The sequence below is a fragment of the Frankia sp. KB5 genome, from assembly GCF_002099325.1.
GTDB lineage: Bacteria > Actinomycetota > Actinomycetes > Frankiales > Frankiaceae > Frankia > Frankia casuarinae.
Map to the genome: position 1 here is coordinate 1 of NZ_MRUJ01000181.1, position 12,991 is coordinate 12,991.

The 12,991-nt window shown below is 71.6% G+C and carries 11 protein-coding genes; 6 read left to right on the plus strand and 5 right to left on the minus strand.

All coding sequences use genetic code 11. The features are described from left to right. The coding region (locus KBI5_RS17335) for a cation diffusion facilitator family transporter (RefSeq protein ID WP_133057065.1) at positions 1-974 on the plus strand (974 nt) is incomplete at its 5' end. A gap of 77 nt (positions 975-1,051) precedes the next feature. Here KBI5_RS17335 and fabG read toward each other — a convergent pair. Further along, a complete protein-coding gene (gene fabG / locus KBI5_RS17340; RefSeq protein ID WP_035734332.1) occupies positions 1,052-1,768 on the minus strand; it encodes a 3-oxoacyl-ACP reductase FabG in 717 nt (238 codons plus the stop codon). Positions 1,769-1,955: 187 nt separating this feature from the next. Here fabG and KBI5_RS17345 point away from each other — a divergent pair, with 187 nt between their 5' ends. Together KBI5_RS17345 and KBI5_RS17350 are read left to right on the plus strand one after the other, a co-directional pair. After that, positions 1,956-2,249 (plus strand): DUF167 domain-containing protein, encoded by a 294-nt coding sequence (locus KBI5_RS17345; RefSeq protein WP_011436332.1) that lies wholly within the window; start codon positions 1,956-1,958, stop codon positions 2,247-2,249. Positions 2,250-2,515: 266 nt separating this feature from the next. Next, entirely contained in the window at positions 2,516-5,251 is a 2,736-nt protein-coding gene (locus KBI5_RS17350) for a pyruvate dehydrogenase (protein WP_085015842.1), read from the plus strand. A gap of 73 nt (positions 5,252-5,324) precedes the next feature. Here the strand turns inward: KBI5_RS17350 and fabI are convergent, their stop codons facing one another. The 3 genes from fabI to KBI5_RS17365 form a co-directional block, all read right to left on the minus strand. Beyond that, positions 5,325-6,098, minus strand: coding sequence for an enoyl-ACP reductase FabI (fabI, locus tag KBI5_RS17355; RefSeq protein WP_023840387.1), 774 nt, complete (start codon positions 6,096-6,098; stop codon positions 5,325-5,327). Positions 6,099-6,230: 132 nt separating this feature from the next. After that, a complete protein-coding gene (locus KBI5_RS17360) occupies positions 6,231-7,418 on the minus strand; it encodes a cation:proton antiporter (RefSeq protein ID WP_011436329.1) in 1,188 nt (395 codons plus the stop codon). 28 nt (positions 7,419-7,446) lie between these two features. Further along, on the minus strand, positions 7,447-7,929 hold the full coding sequence (locus tag KBI5_RS17365) for a cation:proton antiporter regulatory subunit (protein ID WP_011436328.1): 483 nt from the start codon (positions 7,927-7,929) through the stop codon (positions 7,447-7,449). A gap of 342 nt (positions 7,930-8,271) precedes the next feature. Between KBI5_RS17365 and KBI5_RS17370 the strand changes: the two genes are divergently transcribed. Then, positions 8,272-8,739, plus strand: coding sequence for a PGPGW domain-containing protein (locus tag KBI5_RS17370; protein ID WP_011436327.1), 468 nt, complete (start codon positions 8,272-8,274; stop codon positions 8,737-8,739). Between the two features lie 11 nt (positions 8,740-8,750). On the opposite strand, the gene KBI5_RS17375 is transcribed toward KBI5_RS17370, so the two are convergent. Continuing rightward, entirely contained in the window at positions 8,751-9,149 is a 399-nt protein-coding gene (locus tag KBI5_RS17375; RefSeq protein ID WP_023840386.1) for a hypothetical protein, read from the minus strand. Between the two features lie 329 nt (positions 9,150-9,478). On the opposite strand from KBI5_RS17375, the gene KBI5_RS17380 reads away from it, so the two are divergent. Both KBI5_RS17380 and KBI5_RS17385 read left to right on the plus strand, forming a co-directional pair. Beyond that, the gene (locus KBI5_RS17380) at positions 9,479-11,365 is read left to right on the plus strand and encodes a glycoside hydrolase family 15 protein (RefSeq protein ID WP_085015844.1); all 1,887 of its coding nucleotides are present in this window, start codon (positions 9,479-9,481) and stop codon (positions 11,363-11,365) included. A gap of 116 nt (positions 11,366-11,481) precedes the next feature. Beyond that, a complete protein-coding gene (locus KBI5_RS17385) occupies positions 11,482-12,765 on the plus strand; it encodes an L-2-hydroxyglutarate oxidase (RefSeq protein WP_023840385.1) in 1,284 nt (427 codons plus the stop codon). The last annotated feature ends 226 nt before the right edge of the window (positions 12,766-12,991 follow it).

The following is a 12,991-nucleotide window of genomic DNA, read 5'->3' on the forward strand; positions in this document are numbered from 1 at the left end:
CGAGCGGGCGGTGGACGCGGCTTCGTCACGGCCTGTCAGACCTGGCCGGAGGGCACAGCCACGACCCGGCGGACCAGATCGACGACGCGTTGGAAGCCGACACCGCCGGCCGCCGCGCCCTCCTGATCAGCCTGGCCGGTCTCGGGCTGACCGCCGCCCCGCAAGCCGCCGTCGTGGCACTGTCCGGATCGGTCGCGCTCCTCGGCGACACCCTGCACAACGTCGCCGACGCGCTCACCGCGGTCCCCCTGCTCATCGCCTTCACCGTGGCACGCCGCCCGGCCACCGCCCGGTTTACCTACGGCTACGGCCGCGCCGAGGACCTCGCCGGCCTCGCCGTCCTCGCGATGATCGCCCTGTCGAGTGCGCTCACCGCCTGGGCCGCGATCGACCGCCTCCTGCACCCCCAGCGCGTCGGCCATCTGGGAGCGGTCGCCGTGGCCGGGCTCGTCGGCTTCCTCGGCAACGAGATCGTCGCCCGCTACCGCATCAGGATCGGCCATCAGATCGGCTCCGCCGCCCTCGTCGCCGACGGCCTACACGCCCGCACCGACAGTCTCACCAGCCTCGCGGTGCTCCTCGGCGCGGCCGGTGTCGCGGTGGGCTGGCACTGGGCCGACCCCGCCATCGGCCTGGCGATCACCCTGGCGATCCTCGGAGTCCTGCGCTCCGCCGCTCGCGTCGTCGGGGCCCGGCTCATGGACGCCGTCGACCCCGCCGTGGTCGCCGAAGCCACCAGGGCGCTCCTGCACACCGAGGGCATCGAGGCCGTCCGCGAACTGCGGCTGCGCTGGATCGGCCACACCCTGCGCGCCGAAGCCGACGTCACCGTCGATGCGAACCTGACCCTGACCGCCGCTCACGACCTCGCCCACGCCGCCGAAGCCCACCTGCTGCGCCGCATCCGCCGCCTGTCCGCCGCTACCATCCACACCAGCCCCACCCACCACCACGCCGCCACGACGGTCCCCTAAGCCGCACCGCCGATCATGCTCGGTCACGGCGCCGCCGGATCGGTGCCCCGTGCCCAGCTCAGTGCCCCGTGCCCAGCTCAGTGCCCCATGCTCAGCCCGCCGTCCACGGGGATCAGCGCACCGTTGATGTAACCGGCCTGCGGGGAGGCGAGGAAGGCGACGAGGGCTGCGACGTCCTCGGCCTCACCCATGCGGCCACCGGGGACGCCGGCGGTGAGCTGCTCCCGCTGCGCCTCGGTCAGCGCGTCGGTCATGTCGGTCCGGATCGGCCCCGGAGCGACCACGTTCGAGGTGATGTTGCGCGGAGCCAGCTCGCGGGCGAGGGAACGGGCGAAGCCGATCAGGCCGGCCTTGGACGCCGCGTAGTTGGACTGGCCGGGGCCGCCGACGGAGGCGACGACGGAGGAGATGAAGATGAGCCGACCACGACGCAGCCGCATCATCGGCCGGGAGGCACGCTTGGCCACCCGGTAGGCACCGAGCAGGTTCGTGTCCACGACCTCCTGGAACGCGTCCTCGCTCATCGTCGCCAGCAGGGTGTCCCGCACGATCCCGGCGTTGGACACCACGATCTCCACCGGCCCGAGCTCGGCTTCGATCTCCGTGAACGCCTTGTCGACGCTCTCACTGTTGGCGACATCCAGACGGACGCCCAGCATCCCCGCGGGGGCGGTGCCCCCGCGGCTGGCGACCGCGACCCGCTCACCCGCGGCCGTCAGGGCGGCGGCGCAGGCGGCGCCGATCCCCCGATTACCACCTGTTACCAGTGCGACACGACCCTCATTTGCGCCCATGGGTCGGATGGTAGCGGCCACCGCGTCGAATCCCGGTGTCCGCCGACGATGAGGCCTCAACCGCCGGCCGGCATCGGCTCGGCCACCCTCGCGGTCCTCCCTGGTGTCGCCCCGAACCGGTCACGCGGACCGGTCGCACGGGCGGGACGATCGCACGGGCGGGACGATCCGGGGGGACGATGCGCACATGCGTCTGATGATCCGAGTTCAGCCGGGCGCCGGGCGGACCGCGGTGGGCGGCCGGCGCGAGGACCCGCTGCACGGCCCGCTGCTGATCGTCCGGGTCACCGAGCCTGCCGTCGACGGCCGGGCCACCGAAGCCGCCCTGCGGGCCCTGTGCGCGGCGCTGCGGGTGCGCCGGGGAGATGTCCGGCTGGTCCGCGGCGCGACCGGCCGGGTCAAGGCCGTCGAGGTCGAGGTGGCAGCGGTCGACGAGCCCGCGCTCCGGATCCGGATCGACGAGCTCGGCCGGGACGGCTGACCGCCGGGGCGGCAAGTCCCGCCGCGGCAGTCCTGGCAGGGCGGTTCCGGCATCACCGGGCTGACGCACGACGGCCAACGCCACCGCGATGGAACGCGGATGCTGAAATGGTACGGCCACCGTGGTGAAGGTGGGATACCGACGCGGACACACCATGTGACGGCGACGGGCGCCGCCGATCCGGCCGGCGGCGCAACCTCCGACCGGCACCGCACCACCGCGCGTCCGGACTTTGGGAGGTCGGAGTCGTGGGACGTAGGCCGGTCATGCGCAGGCCCGATGTCAGACCGGTGGAGGCGGCGCACACGCGCTCCGGCCGGGGGGATATGATCATTACACCAGACGACGCCGCGGGGCCGGTCCCGGCCCGGTCCGTGGATCCGCCCGTGCCGGGGACCGACGGTCGGGTCACCCACGACGACCGGGCCGAGGGCGGCGGTCCGCCGGGAGACGCCAGCCCCCCGACCGGACCGACGAACGGAGACGACGTCGTGGGAACCCAGACCTCGCCGACCGCGGCCCGGGCCATCCCGGGGCCCCCAGACCCGGCCATGCCAGACCCGGCCATGCCGGGGCCGCCCGGTGGCGTACTCGACCTCGCCGCGCTGGCCGCCGTGGAACGGCGGCTGCGGAGCGTCGCGGCCCGGATCATCGACGGGGACGAACGCGCCGGGCAGCGGCCCGCGGTCGCCGCCGAGTCGGAACGGGCGGCCGTGGCCTCGGTGTCGAGCATCGCCACGGTGCTGTGGTTCGACGCCCTGCGCGCCGAGGACCGCGTCAGTGTGACTCCACGCGCCGCCCCGCTGATCCATGCCGTTCATCACGTCCTGGCGCACGCCAGGCCGACGGCCGAGAAGACGGCAGCCGAGAAGACCACGGCCGCATCGCCCGTCCCCGCCGTCTACCGGCTCCCCCACGTCCGGCCGGGTGAGATCCGTCCGAACGGGGTCCGTTCCGGGCCCGATGGTCGGCCGTTGCGTGCCCTCGGCGCCGGCAACATCGGACCGAGCGGGACGGTCTGGGCGGCGTTGGCACGCCGTTATGCCGGGGAACGCTTCGACCGGACTCCCCGGGGTCGGCAGATCTGTCTGATCGACTACTCCGAGCTGCACGACCCGACCGTCTGGGAAACGATCACCGATGAGCGGGTCGCTCATCTCGGCGAGCTGTTCTGGGTGGTGACGGTGTCCGGCTCCGCGCCGACCGGACCGGTCGGCGGCATCGGCAAGCCCGCCCGCGCGGCGCGCATGTTCGAAGCCGCCGGTTGGCAGGTGCTCACCGTCCGATACGGACGCGTCCTCGAAGCGCTCTTCCGGGCTCCCGGCGGTCACGCGCTTCGCAACCGCCTCGACCAGCTCCCGATGGGCGAGTACCGCGCGCTGCTGCAGGCCCACGGAGCCGACCTGCGCCGCCGGCTCGCCGGTCCCGGTGCGTCCGGCGCCGGCATCAGCCGCCTGCTGGACACCCTCACCGATGACGAGATCCATGCCTGCCTGCGCGATCTCGGTGGCCACGACCTTCCCCTGCTGATCGACGCCTTCGACGAAGTCGCGGCGGACCGGCCCACGGTCCTGTTCGCCTACACCAGCGACGAGCTCGCCCGGGAGGAGCGCTCCCACGACGAACAGACCCACGGCGAACAGACCGCCGACCACGCGTCCGCGGCCCCGTCCGCCGGACCGGGCACGCCGCCGGCCGCCGGCGGTGGCACCCGCCCGGTCCTCCGGCCGGGAGACGACGCCGCGGCCCACCGCCTCGCCCGGCACGTCGCCGGTTACCTGGACCGGGTGCCGGTGCCGCTCGGCGCGGCACCACCCGTGCCGACCGACTCCGACCACCGCTTCCCGGCGTGGATCTCCACCCAGGAGGCATTCGGCGGGATGTTGCGGGACCTACCCCGGCTCGCGCCCCAGGCAGCCACCGCGGTGCTGACCATCAGTACGCGCAACGCCGACCCCGTCCTCGCCGGCTGGCTGGCCGCGGCGGACCGGACCGATGGGGAACAACCGGGCCGGCACGTGGCCGGAGGCCTGTCGGCCACGGCCTTCGGCGGGGTGCTGGCCTCGCTGGGAGTGGCCTGGAGCCGCCAGGGTCTGCCGCTGCTGCCCATCGGAGTCGCCGACGAGGTGGCGGCCGGACGGGTACTGCCCGGCTGGATGGCCGGCGCCACCGCGGACGCCCGATCGATGCTCGCCGTGGCGGACACCGGTCTCGACCCGGTCGTCCGCAACCTGGCCTGGAACGGTGGCAACGTCGTCCCCGCCCCGGTGGCCGCGACCTGGGAACCGGCCTTCGCGCACGATCTCGCCTGGTGCCTGCTGGCCGGCCTCGGCGGGCTGGCCCGCCTCGACGGCACCTCCTGTGTGATCCGGCTCTCCGCCCGCCAGGTCGATCAGCGCCTCGCCGAGGTCCCCGTGGACGCGCTGGAACGGCACCGACGCCGGGCCCTGGTCCTCGCCGGGGGGTACCGGCTCCACGAGGGCGGTCCCGACGCCGCGCTMACCCTCGTCGGGGTGGGTGCGGTCATGCCGGAGGTGCTGCACGCCGCAGCGGAGCTACGCGCCGGCCTCGGCCGGGAGATCACGGCCGTGTGCGTGACCTCCCCGAACGCGATGTTCCACGCGCTGCAGGCCCGGCGCGGGTTGGCCGAGGGTTCCGACGCCCTGCTCACCGAGGTGTTCCCCGCGGACCGGCGCACCCCGATCGTGACGGTGGTCGACGGGGACCCCCGTGCCCTGAGTTTCCTCGCCGGCGTCCACGGAGATCCCATCTCCGCCCTCGGTTCGAGCGCGCCGCTGCCGGAGGCCTCCGGGCCGCCGGGAGGGCCACCGGGGGACACCGACCCGGGCTCATCGGCCTCCGGCGCCGGCGGCCACGCCGGTAGCGGCAGCCTTGCCCGGCGGGACACGGCCTCGTCGCGGGACCACCGTCGCCGCCCACCGGTGGAGCTGGACACGATCGTCGGAACGGCCCTGGACCTGCTGGACGAGACGGCAGGCTGATCCGGGCCAGGGACCCCACCGTACCCGGATCCCGGGACCCCGGCCGCGCCCGGACCCCGACGGCCCGCCGTGCTCAGATCCCGACGGCGTGCACGCCGCCGTCGACGTGGACGATCTCGCCGGTGGTGGCCGGGAACCAGTCCGAGAGCAGCGCCACGCAGGCCTGGGCGGCCGGCGTGGTGTCGTGGACGCTCCAGCCGAGCGGCGCCCGGCCGTCCCAGACCTCCTCGAACTGGCTGAAGCCCGGGATGCTCTTGGCCGCCATGGTCCGCAGCGGGCCGGCCGCGACGAGGTTCACCCGCACGCCCCGGGGTCCCAGATCACGGGCGAGGTAGCGGGTGGCGGAGGCGAGGCCGGCCTTCGCCACGCCCATCCAGTCGTACGACGGCCAGGCGACGGACGCGTCGAAGTCCAGGCCGACGATCGACGCCTTCTCGGCGAACAACGGCAGGGCGGCCCGGGTGAGCGACGCCAGCGACCAGGTGGAGATCTGCAGGGCGGTGCCGACCTCGGACCAGGCCGCCTCGACGAACGGCTTCCCACCGAGCACCGATTCGGGCGCGAACCCGATCGCGTGCAGCACGCCGTCCAGGCCGTCAACATGTTCGAGCACCTGTCCGGCCAGCCCCGCGAGATGCTCTTCGTCGGTGACGTCCAGCTCGACGACGGGCGCCAGGGTGGGCAGTCTCTTGGCGATGCGGCGGGTCAGCGACAACCCCCGCCCGAATCCGCTGAGGACCACCGCCGCACCCTGCTCCTGGGCGATGCGGGCGACGCTGAATGCGATCGAGGCTTCCGTGAGAACACCGGTGACGAGAACGCGCTTACCTTCGAGAAGTCCGCTCATGGGCTGCATACTCCCAAACATCGCCGTCCCGGTAGCGACACCGCTGCCGGGAAGTCGTCCCCGCCGTCAGCGGCGGATGCCGTCGCCCGCAGCCCGTCCACCGTTGCCCGCCCACCACCCGCCCGCTCGGCGCTAGGGCGACCGGGCGGCCTGCAGCCGCCGAGCCGTGCGGATCACCGGTTCGACGAACCGGGCCGCCAGCGGGCCGAGGACGGCCATCAGCAGCACGTAACAGGCGGCAAGCGGGCCCAGCCGGGGTTCGAGGCCGGCCGCCACCGCGAGGCCCGCGATGACGATCGAGAACTCGCCGCGTGCGACGAGGGCGGCCCCGGCCCGGAACCGGCCCATGGTCCCGATTCCCGCCGAGCGGGCGGCCCACCATCCCGTCATGACCTTTGTCGCGACTCCGGCGATCGCGAGCAGGGACCCGGTGAGCAGCGCCGGAGGGATCTCAGCGGGATCGGTCTGCATGCCGAAGAAGACGAAGAAGACCGCCGCGAACAGATCGCGCAGCGGCCGCAGGACCTCCTCTGCACCCTCGGCGACTGGTCCGGACAGGGCGATGCCGACGAGGAACGCACCCACCGCGGCCGACACCTGCATACGCTGGGCGACCCCGGCGACGAACAGGGCCAGCCCCAGGGCCCGGAGCAGCAGGATCTCGTCGTTGCGGTGGGCCTTCGGGTTGAAGACCAGCCGGGTGACCTTCTCGCTGTGCCGCAGCGCGATGTAGAGCACCGCCACCAGGACTCCGAGCGCGATCGCCACGGTCAGCGATCCGCGCACGAACGTGTGATGGGCCAGCAACGCGGTGAGAACCGGCAGGTACACCGCCATGGCGAGGTCCTCGAGCACGAGGACGGACAGAACAACTGGCGTCTCCCGGTTACCGAGCCGCCCGAGGTCCCCCAGCACCTTCGCGATGATCCCCGAGGAGGAGATGGCCGTCACCCCACCCAGAACGACCGCCGCCGTCGGGCCCCAGCCGAGGAGGAACGCGGCGACGACCCCGGGGGTGGCGTTGAGCGCCAGGTCGAGCACCCCGGCCGGCGCCTGTCTGCGCAGCCCGGACAGCAGCTCGTCGGCGGTGTACTCCAGACCGAGGGTAAGCAGCAGGAGGACGACCCCGATCTCCGCGCCGACCCCGATGAACTCCTCGCTGGCACCGAGCGGCAGCAGGCCACCCCGGCCGAACGCCAGCCCACCCACCAGGTACAGGGGAATCGGTGAGACACTGATGCGCAGCGCGAGATGCCCGAGGACTCCTAGGCAAAACAGAATCCCGCCGAGCTCGAGGAAGGTCGTCGCGGTGGAGTGCACGCGGTCCCGACTGCCCTCCCTGCCCGCGTCAGCCGTTGCGGAGCAACATACCGACGGATGCGGTGTTCTCCGGCGTACCGACGACAACGACGACGTCTCCGGCCTCGAATCGGAAGTCCGGCCGCGGGGATGCGAGCACCTGCTGGTCGCGGACGACCGCGACGATGGAGGCGCCGGTGCGGGTACGGGCCTGGGTGTCCCCGAGCTCGCGGCCCACGTAGGGCGAGCCGGGCAGGATCACGATCTGCTCACCGACGAGCCCGGCGAAGGCACGGTTGAGGTCGGCGAGCTTCTCGACGATGCGCGGGGCACCGAGCAGCTCGGAGAGCACGTCGCCCTCCTCCGGCGTCAGCGCGATGGACTCACGCGAGGCGTCCGGGTCGTCCGCGTCATAGATCACGAGGTCCCGGCGCCCGTGATGATGGGACACGACTCCGAGCCGGCGGCCGCTGCGCGTCGCGAAGTCATGCCGCAGCCCGATGCCAGGCAGCGCGGTCTCCTCGATCTCCACAGCAACCTCTCCGGCGCTCCGATGGCCTGCCTTCCCACGAAGGCCCAGATGACCAGCCCCATCACACAGTAGTCAACCATCCGCGACCGCGCCTGGACGGTGTGCCCGCCCGGCCCCTACCCCACGGAGCGCGGGGATCCGCGGATCCGCGCGCTCCGTCGGCGTGTCGGCATCACGACACGTATCGGTCGAGGAGGTCGAGGAGATCCCCGCCACGATGTTCTTGCGTGACGCGTTATGACGGAAGAACGTCGCAGTAGGACAATGCCGCAGTAGAGCAGCGTCGCAGTAGAGCACCCTCTCCTCGCCCCGCCCACGATCCACTCAGGAGGGTTACCCGACGTGCTGACCCGAAGCGCCCGCCTGTTCCGCCGGATCGCCCTGACCGTACTGGGTCTCGGCGTCCTCGGCCTCGGGATCGCGATGTTGGCGCTGCCGGGTCCGGGATTCCTCGTCGTGGCGCTCGGGTTCTTCATCCTGAGTCTGGAGTACGAGTGGGCGCGCAGCCGTTTCGAGCAGGCCCGACGCAAGGCCGCCGACCTCGCCGATCAGGCGGCCGCGAACCGGTTCTCGTCGGCGTTCACGATTCTGTTCGCGCTGGGGATGATCGCTGCGGGAATCGCGTGGATCGTGGTCGACACCCTTCCCGCGTCCTCCGGGTGGTCCGGCGGAAGCCTGATCCTCAGTGGGCTCGTCATCCTGACCACCATGATCGTGAGTCTCTGGCAGACGAAGGAGGCCCGCGATGCCGGCCGGCCCACGCCCGCCGAACTCCTCGCCCGGCGGGAGCTGGAGAAGAGTCGATCCTGATGGGCGAAAATCTACTGGCCCTGGGTGACCTGATTGATTCCGAGTACGTGCGGCTGGGCGTACACACACTTGTACAGGGCCGCGCGGTCGGCGGTCGACGCCTTCGCGACGTCGTACCGCAGCGGATAGATCCGGCTGGTGGCCAGCTGGTTGCGGTCCTTCGGCAGCTGGATGGCCCTGCCCACCGAGGGGCACGCGGCGCGCACCGCGTCCTTCTGCGCCTCGGTGGCTCCCGGGGCGAAGTACACGACGGCCTCCTGTTGCGGCGGCGGCCCGTCCAACGTCGCGTAGATCCCGAAAACGATCAGGCCGATGGTGGCGAGTACCGCCACGACGACCATCGTCCGGCGCCGAGGGTCGGCCAGGTAGCGAGCGGCACGGGCGGCAGCAGGTGACGACGGTGGGGCCACGTGGTGAGTCCTGTCACATCGGGGAAGGAAATCTGGTCCGGACGACGGCTGGAGCACCGCCATGACCGGACCCCCAACGTAGTCCGCCGAGCGGGTCCGTAAGGTAAACGCCCTCATGAGGCTTAGCGACCTCCGCCACGGGTGACCGCCGGCCCGCCGCTGCGCGGCGTGCTCGTACCGGTTCACCGTCGACCGGCGGCGCTGTGCCCGCGATCGCGCCCAACGGCGGGCGACCCCGATGACATCGACCTCGATGATCATCAATTATTCGACGATCATCGATCCAGCGATGATCACAACCAGTGGACCATGGGAGCGAGGAACAGGTCGTGCCATCCCTGATCGAGGACTACGCGCTGATCGGCGACACCCACTCCGCGGCGCTCGTGTCGCGCACCGGGTCGATCGACTGGCTGTGCCTGCCCCGATTCGACTCGCCGTCGTGCTTCGCCGCCCTGCTCGGCGACTCCGAGGCGGGCCACTGGAAGATCGCTCCCGTCGAGCCGGTCCTGGGCGTCAGCCGGCGCTACCGGGGCGACACGCTGGTCCTGGAGACGGACATGACGACCGCGTCCGGCACCGTGCGCATCGTCGACGCGATGTTTCCCCGCGCAGGCACGCACACCGTGCTCCGCCTGGTCGAATGCCTCGAAGGCGCGGTCYACCTGCGATCGGAGACCCGGTTTCGCTTCGACTACGGCTCCATCGTGCCGTGGGTCCGCCGGGTGGACGAGCACACCATGTCGGCGGTGGCCGGGCCGGATGCGGTCACCCTGCGGACGACCGCCCCGATGGAGGGGCACGACATGGCCACCTACGCCGACTTCCACGTCGCCGCCGGCCAGTCGGTACCGTTCTCATTGACCTGGACCCCCTCCCATCAGACTCCCCCGCCGTCCCACGACGTCCGGCGCATGATCACCCTCACCGAGGSGTGGTGGTCGGACTGGATGGCGGGCTGCACCTACGACGGCCAGTGGCAGCCGGCCGTCCGCCGGTCGCTGATCACCCTCAAGGCGCTCACCTACGCCCCGACCGGAGGGATCGTCGCCGCCGTCACGACCTCGTTGCCGGAGCACATCGGCGGCGTGCRCAACTGGGACTACCGGTACTGCTGGCTTCGGGACGCGACGATCACGCTGCTCGCCCTGCTCGACGCCGGGTTCACCAGCGAGGCGACCGCATGGCGGGAGTGGCTGCTGCGCGCGGTCGCCGGTGACCCCTCCCGGGTACAGATCATGTACGGCGTTGCCGGGGAACGCCGGCTGCCCGAATACGAGATCCCGTGGCTACCGGGGTACGAGAACTCCGCCCCGGTGCGGGTCGGCAACGCCGCCGTCGACCAGTTCCAGCTCGACGTCTACGGCGAGGTCCTCGACGCCCTGCATGTCGCGCGGGTCGCGGTCRCCAACCGTCGCCAGACCGTGCCTGGGCTGGCGCTCCCCGGCGGGCAGACCATCACCGAGAGCCATGCGGACGACTCCTGGCCGCTGCAGACCAAGCTGATGGACTTCCTCGAGACCGGCTGGCGGAAGACCGACGAGGGCATCTGGGAGGTGCGCGGCCCCCGCCGCCACTTCGTCCACTCGAAGGTGATGGCCTGGGTCGCGGCCGACCGGGCGGTACGCGGGATCGTTGAGTCCCGGCTACCGGGCCCTGTCGACCGCTGGTCGGCGCTGCGGGACGAGATCCACGCGGAGGTCTGTACCCGTGGGTTCGACTCCGAACGCAACACCTTCACCCAGTTCTACGGCTCCAAGGAACTCGACGCGGCGCTGCTGTACATGCCGCTGGTGGGGTTCCTGCCCGCCACCGACCCCCGCGCCGTGGGAACAGTCGCCGCCATCGAGCGGGAGCTGATGGAGGACGGGTTCGTCCTGCGGTATCCGACGGCCGAGGACGGCGCGGTCGACGGACTGCCCGCGGGCGAGGGCGCCTTCCTGGCCTGCACCTTCTGGTTGGCCGACAACTACGCCCTGTCCGGGCGGGTCCACGAGGCTCAGGAACTGTTCGAACGCCTGCTGTCGTTGCGTAACGACGTCGGGCTCCTCGCGGAGGAGTACGACCCCAGGCTGGGCCGGATGACGGGCAACTTCCCGCAGGCGTTCAGCCACGTCCCCCTGGTCAACACCGCGCGGACGCTCACCGACGCGCTGCGCGGCACACCGCGCTCGCGCACCGACCGGGCCCACCCGCCCGGCCACTTCTTCGGCTGAGCCCGCGGGACACCCGACTGACTACCGGCTCGTAACATACCGTGCACGCCGATACTGGATTCGTACGATCGGCGTGATCGGGATTCACGTTTTCGACGGACGGACAGGGGACGGGCGTGGTAGGTCGCATCGCGGTGATCGGCGGTGGAATTCTCGGGCTGGCGGTCGCCCGTCGGCTCGGGCAGGTCGAACCGGGATCGGCCGTGACGGTGTTCGAGAAGGAACAGGACATCGCCCGGCATCAGACCGGCCGCAACAGCGGCGTCGTCCACGCCGGTCTCTACTACGTCCCAGGTTCGCTCAAAGCGACCCTGTGCCGCCGTGGGGTCGGGCTGCTGCGGGAGTTCTGCGCCACGCACCGCATCCGGTACGACGAGTGCGGCAAGATCGTGGTCGCCGTCGACAACAGCGAGCTCGAACGGTTGGCCGAGATCGAGAAGCGGGCGACGGCGAACGGCGTACCGCGGACCCGGATGCTCGACGCCGACGAGCTGCGGTCCGTCGAACCCCACGCCCGCGGGGTCGCCGCCCTGCACTCACCCACCACCGCCATCGTCGACTATCCCGGGGTCGCGCGGGCCCTGCGTACCGAAATCGTCGCCGCTGGCGGGGCCGTGCGCACCGGAGCCGAAGTGATCGGGGTGGAGGATCGTCCAGCCGGCGTCCACCTTCGCCTCACGGTCGCCGGAACCGCGCGCGCGCGGCCCAACGGCAATCACGAGATGGCGTCCCGCAACGGTGGCCGGGTCGCCGTCGTCTCCGAAAGCGTCGGGCCGTTCGACCTGCTGATCTCCTGTGCCGGGCTGCAGTCGGATCTGGTGGCGACACTGACCGGCGAGGACGCCTCCCCGCAGATCGTTCCCTTCCGGGGCGACTACTGGCTGCTGCGCCCCGAGCGGCGTGGCCTCGTCCATGGGCTGATCTATCCGGTTCCGGATCCGCGATATCCCTTCCTCGGTATCCATCTCACCAAGCGCATCGACGGGGAGATCCTGGTCGGGCCGAACGCGGTGCTGGCCACTGCCCGAGAGGGGTACACGGTCGGCACCGTCCAGGGCGCTGACCTGCGACGGACGCTCGCCTGGCCGGGGTTCCACAAGATGGCGAAGACCCACTGGAAGACCGGCGCCAAGGAGATGCTGCGCACGGCGAGCAAGCGGGCCTTCGTCGCCGAGGCCCGGCGCTATGTCCCCGAGCTGCGGGCCACCGACGTGGTTCGTGGCCCCGCGGGAGTCCGGGCCCAGGCCGTCGCCCGCGACGGTAGCCTCGTCGACGACTTCGTCCTGTCCCACAACGGGCGGGTCGTGCATGTCCGTAACGCGCCATCTCCCGGCGCGACGGCGTCGTTGGCGATCGCTGAGCACATCGTCAGCAAAATCGTTCCTGAACGGGCCAGCTGACCGGCCTGAGAAACCGACAAGCCCGAGATTGACAATCCCGCGGCAACCCGTGCATCAAACCCGACGCGGCCGCCCACCAGGCCACGGCAGACGCTGGGATGGGCGAAGCCGGTCGAGGTTTTCAACGATTTACTGGCGAAGCACGCGTCGCCGTGACCGCTTGATTCCACACAGGTATTGGCGGCTCTCCGCAGTTCAAACCAGTCGTGGAAGTCGGACAGCTCCC